Source organism: Evtepia sp. (assembly GCF_034090835.1).
Classification (GTDB): Bacteria; Bacillota; Clostridia; order Oscillospirales; family Oscillospiraceae; genus Evtepia.
Genome location: NZ_JAXDRS010000029.1, coordinates 39,164 through 58,111 on the forward strand (window position 1 = coordinate 39,164; position 18,948 = coordinate 58,111).

The 18,948-nt window shown below is 50.9% G+C and carries 20 protein-coding genes and 4 pseudogenes; 15 read left to right on the forward strand and 9 right to left on the reverse strand.

All coding sequences use genetic code 11. The features are described 5' to 3' along the window. Positions 1 to 63: 63 nt before the first annotated feature. Positions 64 to 394: pseudogene (locus SOR61_RS05820) on the reverse strand (CGGC domain-containing protein). 88 nt (positions 395 to 482) lie between these two features. After that, on the reverse strand, positions 483 to 1,025 hold the full coding sequence (locus tag SOR61_RS05825) for a carbonic anhydrase (protein ID WP_320611731.1): 543 nt from the start codon (positions 1,023 to 1,025) through the stop codon (positions 483 to 485). A 197-nt stretch (positions 1,026 to 1,222) separates the two neighbouring features. Between SOR61_RS05825 and SOR61_RS05830 the strand changes: the two genes are divergently transcribed. The 5 genes and pseudogenes from SOR61_RS05830 to SOR61_RS05850 all read left to right on the forward strand — a co-directional run bounded on the left by SOR61_RS05830 (position 1,223) and on the right by SOR61_RS05850 (position 3,852). Then, positions 1,223 to 1,654, forward strand: a complete 432-nt coding sequence (locus SOR61_RS05830; RefSeq protein WP_320611732.1) for a MarR family transcriptional regulator — start codon at positions 1,223 to 1,225, stop codon at positions 1,652 to 1,654. Next, complete coding sequence (locus SOR61_RS05835) at positions 1,651 to 2,364, forward strand: DUF6198 family protein (protein WP_320611733.1); 714 nt, start codon at positions 1,651 to 1,653, stop codon at positions 2,362 to 2,364. Before SOR61_RS05830 ends, SOR61_RS05835 begins: the two co-directional genes overlap by 4 nt. Before the next feature lie 386 nt (positions 2,365 to 2,750). Beyond that, positions 2,751 to 2,909, forward strand: coding sequence for a hypothetical protein (locus SOR61_RS05840; RefSeq protein WP_320611734.1), 159 nt, complete (start codon positions 2,751 to 2,753; stop codon positions 2,907 to 2,909). Positions 2,910 to 3,028: 119 nt separating this feature from the next. Then, a pseudogene (locus SOR61_RS05845) lies at positions 3,029 to 3,517 on the forward strand (LysR family transcriptional regulator); the annotation flags it as partial. A gap of 110 nt (positions 3,518 to 3,627) precedes the next feature. Continuing rightward, positions 3,628 to 3,852: a hypothetical protein gene (locus tag SOR61_RS05850; RefSeq protein WP_320611735.1), complete on the forward strand. Its 225-nt coding sequence runs from the start codon at positions 3,628 to 3,630 to the stop codon at positions 3,850 to 3,852. 46 nt (positions 3,853 to 3,898) lie between these two features. Here the strand turns inward: SOR61_RS05850 and bsh are convergent, their stop codons facing one another. The 3 genes and pseudogenes from bsh to SOR61_RS05865 form a co-directional block, all read right to left on the reverse strand. Continuing rightward, positions 3,899 to 4,876, reverse strand: coding sequence for a choloylglycine hydrolase (bsh, locus tag SOR61_RS05855; protein WP_320611736.1), 978 nt, complete (start codon positions 4,874 to 4,876; stop codon positions 3,899 to 3,901). Between the two features lie 225 nt (positions 4,877 to 5,101). Further along, positions 5,102 to 6,466: pseudogene (locus SOR61_RS05860) on the reverse strand (M56 family metallopeptidase). Between the two features lie 4 nt (positions 6,467 to 6,470). Then, positions 6,471 to 6,824, reverse strand: a complete 354-nt coding sequence (locus tag SOR61_RS05865) for a BlaI/MecI/CopY family transcriptional regulator (protein WP_320611737.1) — start codon at positions 6,822 to 6,824, stop codon at positions 6,471 to 6,473. 176 nt (positions 6,825 to 7,000) lie between these two features. Between SOR61_RS05865 and SOR61_RS05870 the strand changes: the two genes are divergently transcribed. The 3 genes from SOR61_RS05870 to SOR61_RS05880 all read left to right on the forward strand — a co-directional run bounded on the left by SOR61_RS05870 (position 7,001) and on the right by SOR61_RS05880 (position 8,854). Further along, positions 7,001 to 7,564: a hypothetical protein gene (locus tag SOR61_RS05870; protein WP_320611738.1), complete on the forward strand. Its 564-nt coding sequence runs from the start codon at positions 7,001 to 7,003 to the stop codon at positions 7,562 to 7,564. Between the two features lie 222 nt (positions 7,565 to 7,786). Beyond that, entirely contained in the window at positions 7,787 to 7,984 is a 198-nt protein-coding gene (locus SOR61_RS05875) for a hypothetical protein (RefSeq protein ID WP_320611739.1), read from the forward strand. Between the two features lie 54 nt (positions 7,985 to 8,038). Next, a complete protein-coding gene (locus tag SOR61_RS05880; protein WP_320611740.1) occupies positions 8,039 to 8,854 on the forward strand; it encodes a methyltransferase domain-containing protein in 816 nt (271 codons plus the stop codon). 95 nt (positions 8,855 to 8,949) lie between these two features. On the opposite strand, the gene SOR61_RS05885 is transcribed toward SOR61_RS05880, so the two are convergent. From SOR61_RS05885 to SOR61_RS05895, 3 genes are all read right to left on the reverse strand, one after another. Further along, on the reverse strand, positions 8,950 to 9,162 hold the full coding sequence (locus SOR61_RS05885; protein ID WP_320611741.1) for a hypothetical protein: 213 nt from the start codon (positions 9,160 to 9,162) through the stop codon (positions 8,950 to 8,952). Further along, positions 9,146 to 9,949, reverse strand: coding sequence for a hypothetical protein (locus tag SOR61_RS05890; RefSeq protein ID WP_320611742.1), 804 nt, complete (start codon positions 9,947 to 9,949; stop codon positions 9,146 to 9,148). The genes SOR61_RS05885 and SOR61_RS05890 overlap by 17 nt, the downstream gene beginning before the upstream one ends. A 78-nt stretch (positions 9,950 to 10,027) precedes the next feature. Continuing rightward, positions 10,028 to 10,597 (reverse strand): 50S ribosomal protein L25/general stress protein Ctc, encoded by a 570-nt coding sequence (locus SOR61_RS05895; protein ID WP_320611743.1) that lies wholly within the window; start codon positions 10,595 to 10,597, stop codon positions 10,028 to 10,030. A 541-nt stretch (positions 10,598 to 11,138) separates the two neighbouring features. Here SOR61_RS05895 and SOR61_RS05900 point away from each other — a divergent pair. The 3 genes from SOR61_RS05900 (at position 11,139) to SOR61_RS05910 (ending at position 13,156) form a co-directional block, all read left to right on the forward strand. Further along, positions 11,139 to 11,432 carry an HU family DNA-binding protein gene (locus SOR61_RS05900; protein WP_320611744.1) on the forward strand — a complete coding sequence of 98 codons (294 nt, stop codon included), beginning with the start codon at positions 11,139 to 11,141 and terminating at the stop codon, positions 11,430 to 11,432. A 36-nt stretch (positions 11,433 to 11,468) separates the two neighbouring features. Beyond that, a complete protein-coding gene (locus SOR61_RS05905) occupies positions 11,469 to 11,663 on the forward strand; it encodes a hypothetical protein (protein ID WP_320611745.1) in 195 nt (64 codons plus the stop codon). A 257-nt stretch (positions 11,664 to 11,920) separates the two neighbouring features. Further along, a complete protein-coding gene (locus SOR61_RS05910) occupies positions 11,921 to 13,156 on the forward strand; it encodes a mechanosensitive ion channel (RefSeq protein ID WP_320611746.1) in 1,236 nt (411 codons plus the stop codon). 104 nt (positions 13,157 to 13,260) lie between these two features. On the opposite strand, the pseudogene SOR61_RS05915 reads toward SOR61_RS05910, so the two are convergent. Further along, positions 13,261 to 13,506: pseudogene (locus SOR61_RS05915) on the reverse strand (transposase); the annotation flags it as partial. Positions 13,507 to 13,794: 288 nt separating this feature from the next. Here SOR61_RS05915 and SOR61_RS05920 point away from each other — a divergent pair. The 4 genes from SOR61_RS05920 to SOR61_RS05935 all read left to right on the forward strand — a co-directional run bounded on the left by SOR61_RS05920 (position 13,795) and on the right by SOR61_RS05935 (position 18,809). Continuing rightward, positions 13,795 to 16,911, forward strand: a complete 3,117-nt coding sequence (locus SOR61_RS05920) for a Cna B-type domain-containing protein (protein ID WP_320611747.1) — start codon at positions 13,795 to 13,797, stop codon at positions 16,909 to 16,911. A 91-nt stretch (positions 16,912 to 17,002) separates the two neighbouring features. Continuing rightward, positions 17,003 to 17,896, forward strand: coding sequence for a class B sortase (locus SOR61_RS05925; protein WP_320611748.1), 894 nt, complete (start codon positions 17,003 to 17,005; stop codon positions 17,894 to 17,896). 196 nt (positions 17,897 to 18,092) lie between these two features. Continuing rightward, a complete protein-coding gene (locus SOR61_RS05930; RefSeq protein WP_320611749.1) occupies positions 18,093 to 18,503 on the forward strand; it encodes a hypothetical protein in 411 nt (136 codons plus the stop codon). Beyond that, positions 18,504 to 18,809, forward strand: a complete 306-nt coding sequence (locus tag SOR61_RS05935; RefSeq protein ID WP_320611750.1) for a helix-turn-helix transcriptional regulator — start codon at positions 18,504 to 18,506, stop codon at positions 18,807 to 18,809. Positions 18,810 to 18,948 lie beyond the last annotated feature (139 nt).

The window sequence follows — 18,948 nt, forward strand, 5'->3', positions numbered from 1 at the left end:
TCTATCGCTTCGCAAACAAAAAGCCTCCTTTCCCAACTGGGAAAGGAGGCTTTTTCGTCTTGCTCAATGGGTGTAGTCCAGGATCTTGATGTCCTCGCCCAGGTCCTTAGCGATCATATCCCGCATCTGCTGGGCTTGGGGACAGGGGAAGCCCAGGGGCGTCCCCTTCTGGATGCAGGAGGCAAACACAATGGCCTCCGCCCCCCGCTTCACCATCTCTCTGGCCCGCAGCAGGGCCTTCTTGCCGGGACATCCCGCAGTTCACAAACCCGATCACCTCAATGGGCTCTCCCACCGCTTCAAAGGCTCCCTTGCCCGTCTGGGCCAGCTTGAAGCAGGTGGTGCCGGGACAGTAGTCCTCGGTCTGGGTGCACCGGAGAATTCCAACCTTCATATGTTTCCTCACCTTTCCTTTTGTTGTGGGGGGCAGTCCTCTGCCCCCCTATTTCTACAGAGGCACGCTCTGTGAGAACCGCCTTCTCTCAGCAGACCACATGGAGCTCGCCGGTCTCCGTGTCGATCATATAGCCGCCGATCTTCACGTCCGCAGGGATGAGGGGATGGTTGCGGATCAGGTCCACCGTATCCTCCACGGACTGCTCCACCGTGTCAAACCCCGACAGCCACTTCTCAAAGTCAATGCCGCAGTAGCGCATGAGGTCAATGGACTCCTGGGGGACCCCACGGGCCTTCATGTGGCCGATCATCATCTCGCTGTCGATGTGCTGCACACCGCAGTCCGTATGGCCGATGACCATGACTTCCTCCACGCCCAGCTCAATGATGGCCACCAGCAGGCTGCGGATCACGCTGCCAAAGGGGGTGGCCACCACGCCCCCGGCGTTCTTGATGATCTTGGCGTCGCCGTTCTTCAGGCCCAGCGCTGCCGGGAGCATCTCGGTCAGCCGGGTGTCCATGCAGGTGAGAATGGCCAGCTTTTTATCCGGATATTTACTGGTGGCATACTGCTCATAGCCTTTGTCCGCCACGAACTGTTTGTTATACGCTAAAATTTCTTCGATCATAGGGCACCTCCTCCCCGGGCAGCGCCGTTCTTCTCTTCCTGTCCGGGGTATTATGATTATCATACCCCTCCTCTCCCCATTTTTCAACTGTCTCTTCCCCAGGGCGCTTTGTCACTTTGGGGGTTGACAAGCTCCCTCATCGCGCCTAAAATATTAGTATCCTAATCATTCGCATCCAAACTATCGGAGGGTATGCCATGGATACCAGCTTCCACTATCTCCTTATGGTCACCCAGAGCCTCTTCCAGCGCAGCGTCATGGCTGCCCTGTCTCAGTCCGGCCTCACCGCAGGACAACCCAAGGTACTGGATTACCTGGGCCTTCACGACGGCGCCGTTCAGCGGGCCATTGCCGCCGGCTGCCAGATCGAACCCGCCACCCTCTCCGGCCTGCTGAGCCGCATGGAGGACAAAGGGCTCATCTACCGCCAGAGTGTCCCAGGCGACAAGCGAGCCAGCCGGGTGTTTCTCACTCCGCTGGGCTGGCAGAAGCAGAAGGAGGTCCGGCAGGTGCTGGAATCCCAGACAGAGGCCCTCCTGAGCAAGCTGGACCCCAGCCTGCGCCAGCCCCTGTTGGAAGGGCTGAAACAGGCCTGCCAATGGATGACTGACACGGAGGACTTACAGTGAATCGAACCGAATTGAGCCGCAGATACGCCTTTTTCATCGTTGGGTTGTTTGTCAACTCCCTTGGCATCAGCTTTATCACCAAAGCCGACTTGGGGACCTCTCCCATCTCCAGCATCCCGTATACCCTCAGCATCGGCTTCTCCCCCTCCCTGGGGCTCTTCACCCTTTATTTCAGTCTTCTCCTGATCGGGATCCAGCTGCTGATCCTGAGAAAGCAGTTCCCCAAGCCCTTCTGGCTCCAGCTCCCCGTTTCTCTGGGGTTCTCCCTCTTTATCGACCTCTCCATGGCTCTGCTCTCCTTCCTCCATCCCCAGACCTATCCCGTCCAGTTTCTTTTTCTGCTCCTGGGCTGCCTGGTGCTCGGGATCGGTGTTTTTATGGAAATGGCCGCCAACGTGGTCATGCTCCCGGGAGAGTGCACCGTAAAAGCCATCTCCTTTACCTGGCACACCGATTTCGGAAAAACCAAAATCGCCCTGGATTCCACCATGGCGGTCTCCGCCGCTCTGCTGGGTCTCCTGCTCTATCATAGCCTCGCCGGTGTCCGGGAGGGCACCTTCCTCTCTGCCCTGCTGGTGGGTTTTCTTGCCAGAAAAATTAACCTCTTCTTCGGCGAAGCCCTCCAAACCCGCTTTGCCTCCCCCGGTCCGCTGGCGCTGTTCCGCCGGTGGTCCAAACAGACCAAGGGGTCTTTTCATTCCCTGCGGTAACATCCGCCTTCTTCTCCCTGCGGGAAGCAGAGGTCGGTCTCAGCCTCTGTCTCCCCGTGTTTCTCCTTTCTTCCCAATAGAGGAAACCCGGCAGAGAACGCTTTGCGCTCTCTGCCGGGTTTCTTGTATCCATGATAGCGGAGAGAGGGCGGCCCTCTCATCCCTTGGAGAAAATGCTGACGGCCTTAGCCGGCAGACTCCCGGATGGACCCAGCCAGGTCGGCCTCCGCTGCGGAGACCATCAACCAAGGCGTGACCTTCTTTTCCCACTATGATAAAATACAGGAAACGGGAGGAATGGGCCAACCCCCGGCACAGAAGGCCGGGAACAGGGGGGCTTCCCCCACTCCCCCCGACCATCTAACATCTGCGGCGAGGTGTGTTCTATGAAATCCATAAAGATCATTCTCTTTGGCTTTTTGCTCTGTATGATCGGCTTCTTTTTTATGGACGCCGGGGAGGGATCCTCCTATTATACCCTTGGTTTATGTACCTTTGCAGCAGAGGTCCTTGTCGCCCTTGTTGGCCTGCTGAAAAAAGATTGACCCACCCTTGAACCCACAGGGAAGGTTGGCTATACTGTCCCTATCATCATCCTCACAGGAGGGAGCTTATGGAACTGCGGGTCCTGAACTATTTTCTCACCATCGCCCGAGAGGGCAGCATGACCAATGCCGCCAACGTCCTCCACATCACCCAGCCCACCCTCTCCCGGCAGATCCGGGACCTGGAAGCCGCTCTGGGCCATCCCCTCTTTATCCGGGGAAGCCACAGCCTCTCCCTGACCCCGGAGGGGATACTGCTGCGCAAGCGGGCGGAGGAGATTCTGGACCTGGTCCGGAAAACCGAGCAGGAACTCTCTCAGCAGGACGAGGCCCTGGCCGGAGACATCTACATCGGCGCCGGAGAGACCGTAGGGGTCCACTTCCTCACGGAACCTGCCCGGGCGCTGCAAAAGACCTTCCCCCACGTCCGCTTCCACATCTCCAGCGGCGACAGCCGGGACGTCTGTGAACAGCTGGACCGGGGGCTGATCGACTTCGGTCTGCTCTTCGGCCCGGTGGACCCCACCAAATACCATGCCATCCCCCTGCCCCATCAGGATACCTGGGGCGTCCTCATGCGGAAAGACAGCCCTCTGTCCCAGTATGACGCCATCACCCCCGAGCTTCTCCGCCGCGAGCCCCTGATCCTCTCCCGCCAAAGCGAAGGCTACCCCTGCTCACCCAGTGGTTCGGGGCGGAGCTGTCTCAGCTCAACATCGTGGGGACCTACAGCCTGCTCTTTAACGGCTCCCTCATGGTGGAGGACGGCATGGGGTACGCCCTGGGGCTGGACCAGATCATCCACAGCTCCGAGAACAGTCCCCTTTGCTTCCGCCCCCTCTCCCCCAAACTGGAGGCCGATATGCACATCGTGTGGAAAAAGCAGCAGGTTTTTTCCAAAGCCGCCCGCCATTACCTGGACCGGCTCCTGGAACACACGTAAAACATCCCCAGGCAGACCCATTTGGGTCTGCCTGGGGATGTCTGTTTCAGCGCCCTTCCTCTACCAGAAACTGTGGGGTGTTGCGCAGAGGAAAGACCGTAAGGCCGGGGGCGGTCCTTCGCGCCTCGGTCAGGTCCACCTGGACGATCTGGCTGTTTTCATAGGTCTTGTAGTAATAGGTCCCAGTCTCCGCCTGGATGCAGCAGGAATAGGTGGTCACGTCAGGCTTGCCCTCCGGGGTCAGCACCGCCCCCTTCACCATAGCAACCGCGTCCAAAATGTGAAACACTTGGGTTACACAGGCGGCCGGGTCCTCCTGGCACTGGCTGTTCATCTTACAGAACAGAGCCTTCACGAACCGGGATGCGGGGGAAAAATCCCCCGGCAGGCCAAGGGCGCCCATCCCCTGGCCAAAGGGGGTGAGAGGCAGGGCCTGAGAAAAGCGGTTTTCCGGGGCATCCGCCGACAGGTGGAGGTACTGCCGCACGTTCTCCCGGTGGAAAGGGAAGGGCGGGTTGTTGGTGAGCACCCCGTAGGGATTCTCATACAGCTGTACCCCCTCTGCCGTGGACTCCACCACCAGGCTCCCAGATGTGTCGGACACCATCCAGTGAAGGGGCGCCAGGGGCATGGTTGGGCGGAAGGGATGGTCCAGCAGGGTCACCTGCCCCAGCAGTTCTCTGGCCTGGGCCAGAGTGGCGCAGGTCCCCAGCACAAAGGGAATGAGTTCATAGGGCGTGAGGGCCCGGGGCCCCTCTCCGGTCCCGTACCGGGCGTTGCCGGGAAAATTTAATCCCGCCATGAAAAGCCCTTTCTCGTTGGCCGCCTCTGCGTAGAGGGGGTAGTCCTCCACCACCGTGGCCATGCCGATCATGGCGTAGCGGACCGACAGCGTCCCCTCCCGCTGGGTCTCCAACCGGTACCCCCGAGGGGTGATCACCACCCGCTCGCCAAAGTGATACTCCAAGTCCATGTTGCGCCCAAAGTAGAGCCCTCCTTGGGAAAAGGTCAGCGCTGTACACATAGAATTCCCTTCTTTCTGTTTTCCTTCGTATGCCAGGGTCATGGGGGAATATGGGGCCCCATGCAAGCAGGGAGGAAAGAATATCCCTGTCTGCTTTTGGGGCATCCCCGCCCAGTTTTCTTCATGATACGTTATCTGCACTTTGACACAGTGGCCGCCCTTTGTCAAGAGGCACCCCCTATCAAGCAAAACAGGCAGGACATATCCTGCCTGTTTTGTCTTTCGTTATTCATTGAACAGTAGGGAACCGGGTTCCGGCGTTTCAAAATACTGCTGGGCCCGGCGCTCGATCCGCTCATCCTGGAACCAGGCATACCGGCTGTCAAAGGCTCTTAACCAAAGATAGGCGGGGAACTTGTTGAGAACCCCCGAGTCACGGAGATCCCCATCCATGGGGGTCCAGAACTCGGTCAGATGGTACCCATCCTCCCCTTTCTCCACCGTCATGGCAGCGGGACCATAGCTGCCGCCCACAGACTCCAGCTCCTGTCCCATTCGATATCTCCGATTGGCCAGCAGAAAATAGAGGGTGGTCTCCTTGCCCCGGGTCTCCTGACCCAGGATCTTGCAGTCCACCACCTCGCAGAAGGATACCCCTGCCCTGGCATAGCCCTCCTCCGTCAGGGTCTCCCTGAGAATGTCAGTGACCTCCGGGTCCACCGCAGTGTTGGGGTTGGTAAAAAGGGATACCCCCAGCAAAGCGCAGAGGACCACCGTCAGGATCACCCCTTTCAGAGCGGGCTTGGTCCATCGGGCCAGGTTGCGGACCCGCTGTTTGGTGTCTCCCTCTCCAAAGGATAGAGGGAGACGGGTCCCCATGGAGGCCCTGGCAGTAAGACGAAGCAGACAGGCGGCATAGTCCGCGATGTTCTCCTTCTCCAGGTTCCGGGCGACCGCCTCGTCACAGCTCATCTCCATGTCCTTGCTGGCCGCCACAAAGGCCGCCCAGACCACAGGGTTGAACCAGTGGACCGCCAAAGCCAGAAAGGCCAGGCCCTTGAACAGGGGGTCCCGCCGTTTGATGTGGTGCTGCTCGTGCAGCAGCACATAGTCCTGCTCCTCCTGGGACAAAGAGGACGGCAGATAGATCCTGGGGCGGAACAGGCCCAGGACAAAGGGGGTTGGGATCTCGTCCGACAGGTAAATATTGTCCCGGACCAAGGATGCTGTCACCAGCTTCCTGCGCAAACGGCGGTAAGAGACCGCCGCATAGACGCCCATGGCAAGCAATCCTGCCAGCCAGATTCCGGAAACAATGACCGTGGTCTGGTCCAGCGCCGGAGGCGCTGCCGCCTGGCCGTTCCAGGAAAGGGATTCGTCCGGCTAGGTGTACTCCGTCGTCTGGTACACCATGGAGCTCACCCCGGGGCTTTGGTAGTGGGTGGGGATCCCCGCCCAGCCAAAGAGGGAGAGGTTTGAGGCAAAGGACACAGGACACAGCAGCCGGAAGAGCACCACACCCCACAGGGCGTAGGAAATGATTTTCGGAGACTTGTCCAGAAGCATCCGGGCCAGGAACACCATCCCAATGGCAAGGCTGGCGGTCAGCGTCATATACAGCAGGGTCGATAAAAAAGCAGACAAGAACATAGGCTCACCTCCGCATGTCGTCAATGATGCGCTGCAACTGCTCCACTTCCTCCTTTGTCAATGCTTTTCGTTTGCCGAAGGCAGCCACAAAGGCGGGCAGGGAGCCGTCAAAGGTCTCCTCCACAAACTGCTCGCTTTGCATCGCGTAAAAATCCTCCCGGGACAGGAGCGAGGTCACCTTCCCTCCCTGGTTCTGAAAAAGCCCCCGGGTACACAGGCGCTTTAACACCGTATAGGAGGTGGTGGATTTCCAGTTGAGTTCCCGCTCCGCCATTTTGACCAGTTGGCCGGAGGCAATGGGCTCATTTTGCCAAATGAGATCGGCAAAGCGCGCCTCCAGCTTTCCCATACTTTTCATAGCAAGCCCTCCAATCTACATCTTGTAGAGCAATGTTAGTCTACACTATATAGAGCCTTTTGTCAAGGCTTCTCTCGACAGTTTCCTGTTTTCCTGGTATAATTTATAATAAAGCATATCCCTCGGGCCATACGGCCCTGCCCTTCCCGCCCACCGCAGAAAAGGAGGACCCTGCCATGAAGAAACTCGTTCTATCCCTTGTGAGCCTTGTCCTGCTGGTCTCCCTGGCCGCCTGCGGCAGCCAGGACGTCCGCAAAAGTGACTGTCTGACCTATCGCCCAAGCGAGAACCCCACCCCGACCCGCGCTGAATACGACGTCCAGCTGGGCTTCGACGTCTCCCATGCCATCGCCACGGCAGAGCTGTGGGAAAACGGAGCATGCACCGAGAGCGTACCCCTGACCATCCCTAAGGAGGCCACCAAGCTGGCCTTCTCCGTGAACATAAACGGGGTCGGCGACGATGCCGAGAACAGCGCCACCGTTTATCTGGAGAGCGACGCCGCCGAGACAGTCACAGCCCAGTTCGATCTGCCGCAGACGTTGAACAACAGCGTCTTCAACGCCTACACCGAGAAGCCGCCCATCCCTGCGCCCCCAGGGACCGACTGTGTTCTGGGTGTGGCCAACTTTGACAACGGCCCTGTTAAGGAGATCAGGGCCCCGGAACTGCTGGATGTGCCTGACCTGCTGAAGGAGACCACCTGCGCCGTGGTCATCCGAATTGCCTTCAAAGTGTAACCGCACAGTCCCCAAAAGGGGCCGGAGGTCCCGAACCGATCCGCTGTTCCTTCCCAATACCAGGGTCAGGACGCGGACCGCCCCTCCATAGAAAAACGGGAGCCATCCCTCTGGGTTTGACCAGAGGAATGGCTCCCGTTCCTTGTTCCTCTGTTCTCTCTCAAACAGACCGGGCAGTCATAAGCGCCCCTCCGCCACGGGGAGGCGGAACTGTTCTTCTATGTGGACGATGCACAGGCGCTGGCCGCAAAAGCCAGCCAGGCCGTTCGTGTGCTGTCGGAGACTCCCTACTACCAGCATATCCCGCAGCAGGGACTGCATCTTTCCACAAAGCTCAGCATGAAACTCTCTGACCGCCTGGGGATGGTGAAGATGATTCACCTGAAGTTGGGCGGACCTGCCGGGACCGAGACCACATGAACCGGTGGTCCTCCCTTTCGTTTTTCTGCGTACAACGGATAAGGAGATGATCCCATGAAAGAAACCCAGGCCCGACAGGCAGCCATCCGCCTGGGCACCCACGGAGAAGACTATGGGAGCTGGATGTCAACCCCCGTATTCTACATAACAGGAGGGCTGCTGGCCCTATCTGTTCTGCTGGCTGTTCTCTTTTTTGCTGCGTTCCGGCTGGTGGTGCCAGGGGTGATGGTTTTTGCTGCGGCGGCCCTGCTGCTGGCGCTGCTGGGCTGGATCACCTGGATCAGATGGCAATACGCCTTTGGCGGCGGCGGTATGATGGACCGTGTCCATCAGACTGTTCTCTCCCATCTGGACTACGACGGAACAGGGCGGCTGCTGGATGTGGGCTGCGGCTCCGGGGCCCTGTCCATTCGGGCGGCCCTGATCTGGCCGTCGGCCCAGGTGGTGGGCATGGACTACTGGGGCGCACTCTACCACTACAGCCAGTCTCTCTGCGAGAAAAACGCCGCCAGCGAGGGGGTGGGCACCCGGTGCCGCTTCCAGCACGGAGACGCAAAGAAGCTGGCTTTCCCCGACGAGAGCTTTGACGCTGTGGTGAGCAACTATGTCTACCACAACATAATGGGCACAGACAAGCAGGCACTGCTGATGGAGACCTTGCGGGTGCTGAAAAAAGGGGGTGTCTTTGCGCTGAACGACGAGATGAGACCCCAGATGTACGGAGACATGGAGGCATTCGCACAGGAACTTCGGGACAGGGGCTACCAGGACGTGCAGCTGGTGGACACCGCCCGGGAAGCCTTTGGTTCCCGCCGGCGGGCAGGGGCGATGATGCTGGGCAGGTCCCAGATGCTGGTGGGAAGAAAGTAGGCCCCGTTCCACGGTCCTCCATACACAAAAAGGCCCGACAGAGGAGGGTACTAACCATCGGCAACCACAGAAATAGCGTGACGGGACAAGACCCATCACGCTATTTTCTCGCCCAATTGCGCCGCTGCGGCGGCACACAGCCAGCAGGCATACTCCAGCATCACAAGCATGGACCCTGGAACCCGGAATCCCGGAAGCATCCCCTGCTGCCGCAAAGCGGTCAACCCCATTTCCGCCAGTTTGCCAACGGCCATACAAACCCAGACCCACAGGGCGGCGCCGGAAAAAAGCTCAGAAATCAGGCTCATCGATGCTTTCCACCTCCGTTTTCAGGTGCAGGCGGTTCACTTCACAAAAGTATCGATAGAATTCCTCCGCATTTTTTGCCTCTTCCTCGTCCACATGATGCTTGATGTCAAAGAGGATCCTTTCCGCAATGTACTTCGACATATATTTGAAGGCGACCTTTCCCCATCGCTGTTTCTGGACCTCATGGGCAATGTATGGCCAGAACAGGGGCTGCTGGTCCAGCGGCAGCTTCAGCCGATGGTCGGGATGGGACGGGACCATCCCGTCCCGGCAATAAATGCCCAGGAAATCCTCTTTCACCATAAACGCCCCAATGATTCTCCGCTCGGTCTCCGGCTGCTCCTTCTCCCGTACGGTCAGCAGACACATGGAGTGCGGCGTCAACCGGTCCGGGACCCGGGGAAAGCCCCGGGAATACCCGCTGAAATAGCATCCCGTGGACACCGACCAGGAAGAAAGCACCTCCTCCGCCTTTTCAGCTTCTACATCGAACACCGCCTGGGACTGGGGTGAGGTCTTCAGGTTTTTCAGCAGGTATTTGCGCTCCTGCATTTCTCGAAAAATGGTGCGCTCCTCTTCTTTTTTTGCTTCGCGATCATCCAGCAGTGCCTGGATCTGTTTCTGGATGCCATCATTTTTTAAAACGAGGAACTCTGCAAAGGCGTCAGGATAAATGAATTTCTTTTCCCCAATGTCAAAGCAGACCGTAATGATGGTATCCTGCCAATCGGTAACGATACCTTTACCGAATTGATTGTGCTTGATAGGCTGGCCGATCAACTGCATCTCATACTCCTTTCTGACCAAAGGGCCTCTATGCCATGCGCACGCACGACACAGAGGCCCTTTGCATCTCCGGATCCATTACTCCTGTGCCTGTTCCTCATGCAACCCCGCGCGTCTTCTCTCGGAGATCCGTACAACCACGCTGTCCCCTTTGATCTGCAGGTCGATCTTCTCGTTCTGGAATTCCGGGATGTCCTTGACGGTGAGGATGGTCCCGGCCGGCAGGCCCGCAATGTCGATCGTAACGGTGTCGACCATATCTTCAGGGAGGGAAGAAAACGGAACTTCAAACAGCAGCTGCGACAGGTTCCCCGGAACCAGGTCGGTATTCTTCAAAAAGATATGCGCAATGCTGTTGACCTTCTTATCCTCTGAAAGCGCCTGAAAACTGACGTGCTCCGCCTCACCGCTGAGGTATCGCTTCTTTTCCTTGATCTGTGTGAGGATAACGTGACCGTCAATGTCAAGGCCTACTTTGCTCCCCTCTCTTTTGGTCCGAAACAGTCTGCTGGCATCCTGTTCCTCCATCTGGATGGAAATCGACTCCTTCAGATCCCCACCATAGACACAGCAGGGCACAATGCCACGCTTCCGCAGTTTGTTTGCTTTTTCCTGTGCATCTCGTCTCACTACCTTGATAACATCCATTGTGATCCTCCTTATGACATGGGGTGTATTTCCTGTATCGCGCAGAGCGCGGATACGATATAAAAAAAGAAAGGCCTCTATGCATGCCAAACAGCAATAAAACAAAAGCCTTTCTTCTGCGACGGTTCTTTCTCTCTATGGAAAAAAGAACCAAATTAGTAAAAAAGAAAGGCTTTTATAATGCGTGGTATCACGCAATAACAAAAGCCTTTCTTTGATAGACGGTTCTTTTTATGTTTTGTGCAGTATATCATACTCCTGATGAAAAAGCAACCCTTATTTATACTCCATCATAAAATCGTCAGGTTTAAAACCCCTTTCCCCGCCCGAAGTATAGCACCCCCAAGCAGAAGAGACCCCCGGCGCAGCCCAACCAACTGTGCCGGAGCCGGAGGAAAGGCAAAAAGATTCGTTTCTTCAGTCCACTTAAAACTTTACTTTATGTGACTATTACGGTAATATGGTCATATAGCGCCACGCTATTCTCCTTTGGATCGTCTGATCTCAATGAGCCAATCAATAACAGGAAAGGAGTCCAGTCTTGAACAAAAGAGATTTGATCGTGGAACTGTCCCAAAGAAGTGATCTGACGCAAAGCGAAGTACGAGAGGTACTGGAACTACTGTTTGCGGTGATCACAGAGGGGTTGGGAAAAAAAGAAAAAGTCATCATCTCCGGGTTTGGCAGTTTTCAAGTCAAACCTCGTGCGGCGAGAATCGGCGTGAACCCTAAAAACAAGGAAAAAATCACCATTCCCGCAACACAGGTCCCAACGTTTAAACCAGGAAAAAAACTCAAGGAGGTCGTTTGCGAAGGGAACGAATTGTCCTCATAAGGATGGTTCCCTTCCTCCGAGAAAGAAGGAGAGGCCATGAAACGCAGCGACAAGAAGGGCAGCCACACCGCTTTGGAGAAGAATGTGGTAGCTGATATCTCAGGAAATATCATCACCGTCGATTTCTCAAAAGTCAAAAAACGGGTTCCACTGCATCGCACCTCGAAAAAAACTCCGCTTTGGTTGGAAGGACCGTCACAGGGCCAGGGCCCTGATCGTCCAGCCCCATAGCAAAGAAGTGCGGTTTTACCGGGATTTTTCTTTACTTTATATGACCAGTATGATAATGTGGTCATATAGATGGTAAGGCCACTGCCTTCCCCTATCCAGTTCACCTGCGGGAGGGGGCGCCCTCCCCAACAGAACCCATGGATCAGTACGCTTATCAGAGGGGGGATCATGTTCCATAAAAGTGATTTGATGGATCCATATGTTGATTGCAAAAGTCTGGTGCAACAAAAATCAAAGAAAGAGAAGGGGTGTTTCCCATGCCTGACCTATTGGATAATTTCATTTCATTCTTTCCCATGAGCTTTTGGGCGATCATCAAAGCGCTGATCGTTCTGCTCCTGGCCTTTATCGTCTCCGCCATCGTGAAATCTCTCGTGATGCGGCTGATGAAGAAGGCATTCGTCGGGAAAGTCGTCCACACCAAAGACGCAGAGGCAACCAGAGTGTTTGTGGGCAAACTGGCTTACTTGCTGGTATTTCTGCTGTTTGTCCCTGGAATCCTCGATTCCCTGGACCTGCATTCCGTATCCGCCCCTCTGCTGGCACTGTTAAATAACGTCTGGGGATATGTTCCCAATGTGTTGGCCGCTGCGATCATCCTGATCGTAGGGATCCGGATCAGCAACCTGATCCGGCAGCTTCTGGTCCCCGTCTTAAAAAAGGCCAGGATCGACAGACTGCAGGAACGGTTGGGCATCTCTGTGCCTGAGACCGCAGAGCTCTCTTCCACCGTTGCGTATGTCATTTATGTTCTGATCCTGATCCCGGTGGTGATCGCAGCGCTGAGCGTGCTCAACATCGCAGCCATCTCTCAGCCGGCAATCGCCATGCTGAACACCATCATCCAGTTTATGCCCAACATCGCAGTTGGCATCGTGATCGCCATCCTGGGTATTTTCATTGGAAAACTGGCCGGACAGGTCGTGGAAAAACTGCTGTCTGCCTCGGGCATCGATTCGAAAGTCTCTGCGCTTCTGGAGCCGAAGGCCCATGCCGTCTCGGTTTCGAACCTCACAGGCCGGATCGTCAATGTCGTTGTTATCCTGTTCTTTTTGGTTGAGGCGGTCAATGTTCTCCATCTGCAGGTCCTCTCGGGGATCGGCGAGGCCGTGATCGCCTATATGCCAAACGCCCTGGCAGGCCTCATCATTATCCTGGGTGCCGTTGCGTTGAGCCTCATCGCCTCGAAGTTCCTTCAAAAATACAGCGCCCTGTGCGCCACCATCGTAAAGGCCGCCATCCTCGTGGTGGGCGCTTTCATGATGTTGAGTCAGCTGGGGATCGCCAAAGAACTGGTCAACGCCGGATTCATCGTGGTGATCGGCGCCGTCGCTGTGGCCTTTGGCCTCTCCTTCGGATTCGGCGGCAAAAAATTTGCAGCCAATATGCTTGAGCGCATCGAACGCCGCCTCCCTCTCTCCCCTGCCGCTGGAAGCGATGCTTCCGCTCCCTCTTCGGACACGCAGCAGGAGCAGGCAACTGAAGACTCGTGAAAAAAGGCAGCATTCTGCTTTTTATATGGAAAGGCAGGGATAATTCTGCCTTTCCACAAAAATATATTTAAAAAATGTGTCCATTTACTTGACTATGTTGCAATCGCTTTTTTTAATATTTGATTTTCCTCCTCCAGCTGAGCCATACGCTTTTGAAGTTCTTTGTCTTGCTTGGCTGTAAGAACTTCTCCGCTGTCTGTTTCTACGGTTGAATACTGCTTAATCCATTTTATGAGCGCTGATTGTGATACCCCATATTCTTTGATGAGCGAAGCTTGTGTTTTACCGTTGTGATAAAGTTCTACGAGGGTTCGTTTGAAATCCTCGTCATAGTGATTTCTTGTGGACATAAATATACCTCCTTTTGGTGTCTAAGTTAATGGTACATTTGTTTTCTTATGTGTCCACTTTTATAAGTATAATGCAAGAACCTGTGTTTAGGTTCAAAAGTTGTAATCAAAATATAATCTGAGAAAATGTCAAAAAAGTAGACTTTTCCGACCGGTTTATGCTACAATACAAAAAATAGATTTTTTCTTATATTTAGGCAGATGCTCACAGCATAATTGGCTGTAAATAAAAGTCTAAATTTATTTCCAAAGTCTGAAACAACAAACGAGAAAGGAGATTGAAAGCAAATGAAGAAAAGAGGTAATATACAAAAGCTAACTTCATTTTTCTTAGTGTTTGTTATGCTTTTGGGAGTTTTTATGCCAACGCAAACGGTGTTTGCAGCGGGGTTGGAACAGGTGGAAACTAAAATCACTAATTTTACTATTACAAAAAGTACAGGGGAAGTGCCACCGGACGGTTTTAAGGTGAATGACTTTTTGAAATTAAGTATTTCTTGGGATGCAAGTTATTATCAAAATGAATTAAAGGAAGGCGATTATTTTAATATCACGTTACCGGATGAGTTTAGATTCCCGACGAACGATTCAGCTTGTAATTTTGATATTTTAGCTCCAAACGGAACAGATGTAGTAGCAAAAGCAGTTGTTACACCCGGCACCCCGGGCGGAGGAAATATCAAGGTTACTTTCACAAAGTATGTTGAAGACAGATATGATATCAAAGGGTCAATGTATTTGAATGCAAATTTTAATACTACCATTATAAATGCTCCGGGCAATCATGAGATTGCCATTGCAATAGGCTCGTATCCTTTTACCATCATTGTTCCGATAGCTCCGTCTACGCCACAAAATCCTTTAAATAATGAAATTCTTAATAAATGGGTAGGACAAACTTTATCAAATGAAGGATATGTTAGGTGGACTATTAGAATCAACCATCGAAAAGGAATATTGAATAATGTAGTCATTACTGATCAGTTAACATCAGAAAGTGGCGACATGACGGGAATAGAGTATGTGGCGGGAAATTTCAAATTAGAAGAAGTAGAGATGGATGAATATGGTAATGTCAGAAAAGTACTTTCAACTACAGATATAAGTGACAAAGTCGTATTATCGCCTGATAAAACTAGCTTCACATACAATATGGGGAATATAGAAAATAGACATTTTATACTTAGATATAATTCGACCTACAGAGAGGGATTAAAATTAAAAAATACAGCTAAGTTGGAAGCTGATGGTGAAAGTGTAGAAAAAAAATCTAGTTTTTCAATAGCTGGTTCAGGTGGACAGGGACAAGGAGATTTAACGAGCAAAATAAAAATTATTAAAGTAGATGCCGATAAAAATGAAATCAAACTTGCCAATGCTAAATTCTTGATAACAAAATTAGTTGATAATTCGACATTTGAATTAACTACAGGAACTAATGGAGAAATATTATCTAATAAATTGATTCCGGGCAAATATAAAATCAAGGAAATTGATGCCCCGGACGGATATATCTTGGATAACGCAACAGAATATGAAGTAACCGTTACGTCAGATGGAGTTTGTGTGCAAACCATTAAAAATGAACCTGTAAAAACAAATATTACTGTAGAAAAACGGTGGATTGGAGCAACAGTGTCACCTGTTACAGCAATTCTAAAGGCAGACGGAACAGAAGTAGCTCGTCATGAATTGACGGAAGCAACATCATGGACACATACCTTTGAAAACTTAAGAAAATATCAACCGGGAACAGATACAGAAATTGTATATACTGTGGAAGAAGAAACTATACCGCAAGGATATACTGTTAGTTATGAAACGGATCCAACAGGAGTCCTTGTAATAAAAAACACACAAGATAAAACAAAGGTAAAAGTAACCAAAGAATGGGAAGATGTAACAGGAAATCATCCTGCCATTAAGTTGCAGCTTTTGAAGAATGGACAAAATGAGGGAAGTCCAATTGAATTAACAAACGGAACAACTACACATACTTGGACAGCCCTTGATAAGACGGATGCCCAAGGAAATGAGTATATTTACACCGTAAAAGAAGTAGGAGAAACAGCTAATTCTATTCAGCTTGAAGGAAATTGGTACAAAGTTAGCTACGGAGGAAACACGCAAGACGGATTAACCGTTATCAACAAAAAACTTTCCCCATGGACACCGATGATACCACCGACAAGAGATGTTAAGGTAACTAAAGAGTGGAAAGATATTTCAGGAAGTAACTTGAACGAAGCTCCTGTTGATAAGATTAAAGTAGAACTGTATAAAGACGGAACTGCCACAGGAGACATAAAGGAGCTTACAAAGGATAATAACTGGACGGTAACCTTTGAAAAACTGAAAGTCTATGAGTCAATAGAAAATCCTGCCATTCATAAGTATACTGTTAAAGAAGTAGGGGAAATTGGCTCTGCTATTCAATTTGATGGTAAATGGTTCAAAGTAACTTATGACGGAACAATGTCGGAAGGCTTTACCGTTACCAATAAGGAAAAAACACCATGGACACCGATGATACCACCGACAAGAGATGTTAAGGTAACTAAAGAGTGGAAAGATATTTCAGGAAACAACATGAACGAAGCTCCCGTTGAAAAAATAGAAGTAGAACTATACAAAGACGGAGTAGCCACAGGAAAGAAACTTGAACTGAGAAAAGATAATAACTGGATAGGAGAGTTTAAGAACCTTGAAGTAGCAGATGGACTGGGAAGCACCAATTATTACCAATATACAGTAAAGGAAATCGGAGAAACAACAGGTTCCATTAAACTTGATGGTAAGTGGTTTAAGGTAAGTTATAGCGGAAGCATGAAAGACGGCTTTACCATCACTAATCAAAAGGAAAAACCATGGACACCTATGGACCCTCCAATTAGGGAAGTCAAGGTAACAAAGCTATGGAAAGACCATAAAGGAAACACCTTTACAGCTCCAACGGAAAAAATTACCGTAGAACTATATAAAGATGGTAATCCTACAGGAAAAACACTTGAATTAAATACAGGTAATAACTGGAGCGGAGTATTCAAAAATCTTGCAGTGGCAAATGGATTTGGAAGTACAGACTACTACAGATACACAGTTAAAGAAGTAGGAGAAGATGGTAATGCCATTAAATTTGATGGCAAGCAGTATAAGGTAGTCTATGGAGGAAGCATGAAAGATGGGCTTACTATAACCAATGAGAAAGAAACTCCGCCAGTACCACCAACACCACCAAATACTGAAAAACCTAAAGTGCCAAACACAAGTACAAATAATAGCTTGCCCAAAACAGGAGATAACAGTAACTTGGTACTCTGGTGCACACTGGCTTTCTCCTCTCTGTTGGGAATGACAGGGCTCCTGATTTGTAGAAGGCACACTTTAAAGCGGAAAGAGCGATAATCCGTCTATGCAAGCCGAACATAAGAAGGGCTGGGCGTAACAGCCCAGCCTTTCTTACATATCCAGACAAACCTCAGGAAGTGATTCGCGCATGAAAATATTTGACCTTACATCCAAATTAAAAGGAGAAAGAAGTTCGATACCGAGAAAAAAATTGGCATTAGAGAAGACTTATCCGTCAGCCATACTGTTACTTGGGGTAATCTTCCTCATCTCGGTCACCATGATTATTAAAATATACGCAGAAGGACGGATGGAGAACGATGCATTCAAAAAACTGGCATCGGCAGTTGCTGCCGAAACATCAACTGACAGGGATACAATCAATTACCCATCCATCGCAACAGATAGTGTTCCTTCGGCGAGAGAACCGGCCATGGCAACCGCAACCGAGGGAATCAAAGAAGTTATATATACACGGTATGCCCCACTGTATGAGCAGAATAATGACTTTGTAGGATGGCTGAGTATAAAAAATACGAACATTGACTATCCTGTAATGCACACGCCTGATGATCCAGAATACTATCTGAGAAGAGCCTTTGACGGCAGTGATTCGAGGGGTGGCACTCCTTTCGTTGGCGCAAACAGCACGATTGACAGTGATTGTTTTATCATCTACAGCCATAACATGAGAACTGATACGATGTTCGGAACGCTGGATTATTATCGTGAAAAAGAATTCTTTCAGGAAAATCCGACTTTTACCTTCACAACTTTGACAGAGCAGCGGACATATGAGGTTTTTGCCGCCTTAGAGACACGAATCCTATATAACGATGAGGCGGGCTTTCGTTATTACGAGTATTCCGGAGAATTAACACAAGTGAGGTTTGAGGAAATCGTTGACTGGCTGAAAAACCATTCCGAATACAATTCCGGGATCACTCCTGTTTATGGAGAGCAGATTCTTATTCTGTCAACATGCAGTTACCATACAGAAAATGGTAGATTTCTTGTTGCCGCACAAAGGATAAGTGATTGATTCCGTATAAAAGGACAGAAAGATGGTGACATATTACGTTGGGACAAAGGAAATCTTTATATTTGAAATACATACGCTGTCAGCACCAATACTATAGAAACGCCACTCTGAAGGAAAATGGGAGAATGATAATCTTTGGCCGTCTGTTATAATCCGAAAACAAAAAGTAGACATAAAGTTTCATGATAAGGCGTATTTGACGAAGCAGGCGCGGACAGGTAAAAACCATCCACGCCTGCTTTTTTGTATCAAATCGACACTGAAATACGAAAAAAATCAGACGATTATTGGAAACCAGGTGATGGGAATCTCTTTCCCATCGCTTTTCTGTCTCTTTATTTATTTTCCAGAGCGGCAGGCGATTTCCATGTTGTTTGGAAAAGCAGAAAATAAAACCCATCAATCTATCAAGAGAATAACGCTTTCACTTCGGTTTTTCCTGTGGAATTTTCCGCTGAAGCACTTTGAACTGAACAAAAAACCTTGTGACACCCGGAGCAGAAATGCCTCGGGTGTTTTTGTACCCGCCGAATTTGTTGGCTTGCGGGATCCGCCTTCCTCTTCTGATTTCCTCGTTTTATCAGAAAAAGGATTGGAGGTTACATAAATGACATTTGACATGAAAGCCTTCGGAATGAGAATAAGGATGCTCCGCGAGAATCAGAAGGACATAAACAGAAAGTTCACGCAAGAGCGACTGGCATCTGATCTGAATATTAGTATTCAGTTCCTGCGTAAACTTGAACATGGCGAAAGAAGTCCATCTATAGAACTACTCGTAGAGATTAGTCGATACTTCGATGTAACCATGGACTACCTGATTCTTGGAAGAATAGTCCAAAGTGTAGATATCAGGAACGATCTGCAGAATATGATGGAGATTCTTCGAGCCATAATAGCGTCCATATCTTGAAAAGTACTACAAGCAGGGATGCTTAGTGCTACAGTTGGTTGCTCTTAATTAAAAATAAAAGGCTGTAAACTATTAATAGAGCTATATGGCATGAATATTTATTGTTTCATGTTTCCCTACAGATGAAAAAAGCTCATAT

Excerpts from the sequence above, each read along its gene's own strand:
- SOR61_RS05920 (WP_320611747.1), top strand. The coding sequence starts at position 13,795 with ATGAAGAAAAGAGGTAATATACAAAAGCTAACTTCATTTTTCTTAGTG.
- bsh (WP_320611736.1), bottom strand. The coding sequence starts at position 4,876 with ATGTGTACAGCGCTGACCTTTTCCCAAGGAGGGCTCTACTTTGGGCGC.
- SOR61_RS05935 (WP_320611750.1), top strand. The coding sequence starts at position 18,504 with ATGACATTTGACATGAAAGCCTTCGGAATGAGAATAAGGATGCTCCGC.
- SOR61_RS05925 (WP_320611748.1), top strand. The coding sequence starts at position 17,003 with ATGAAAATATTTGACCTTACATCCAAATTAAAAGGAGAAAGAAGTTCG.
- SOR61_RS05880 (WP_320611740.1), top strand. The coding sequence starts at position 8,039 with ATGAAAGAAACCCAGGCCCGACAGGCAGCCATCCGCCTGGGCACCCAC.
- SOR61_RS05895 (WP_320611743.1), bottom strand. The coding sequence starts at position 10,597 with ATGGATGTTATCAAGGTAGTGAGACGAGATGCACAGGAAAAAGCAAAC.
- SOR61_RS05905 (WP_320611745.1), top strand. The coding sequence starts at position 11,469 with ATGAAACGCAGCGACAAGAAGGGCAGCCACACCGCTTTGGAGAAGAAT.
- SOR61_RS05910 (WP_320611746.1), top strand. The coding sequence starts at position 11,921 with ATGCCTGACCTATTGGATAATTTCATTTCATTCTTTCCCATGAGCTTT.
- SOR61_RS05885 (WP_320611741.1), bottom strand. The coding sequence starts at position 9,162 with ATGAGCCTGATTTCTGAGCTTTTTTCCGGCGCCGCCCTGTGGGTCTGG.
- SOR61_RS05870 (WP_320611738.1), top strand. The coding sequence starts at position 7,001 with ATGAAGAAACTCGTTCTATCCCTTGTGAGCCTTGTCCTGCTGGTCTCC.
- SOR61_RS05825 (WP_320611731.1), bottom strand. The coding sequence starts at position 1,025 with ATGATCGAAGAAATTTTAGCGTATAACAAACAGTTCGTGGCGGACAAA.
- SOR61_RS05890 (WP_320611742.1), bottom strand. The coding sequence starts at position 9,949 with ATGCAGTTGATCGGCCAGCCTATCAAGCACAATCAATTCGGTAAAGGT.
- SOR61_RS05840 (WP_320611734.1), top strand. The coding sequence starts at position 2,751 with ATGAAATCCATAAAGATCATTCTCTTTGGCTTTTTGCTCTGTATGATC.
- SOR61_RS05865 (WP_320611737.1), bottom strand. The coding sequence starts at position 6,824 with ATGAAAAGTATGGGAAAGCTGGAGGCGCGCTTTGCCGATCTCATTTGG.
- SOR61_RS05830 (WP_320611732.1), top strand. The coding sequence starts at position 1,223 with ATGGATACCAGCTTCCACTATCTCCTTATGGTCACCCAGAGCCTCTTC.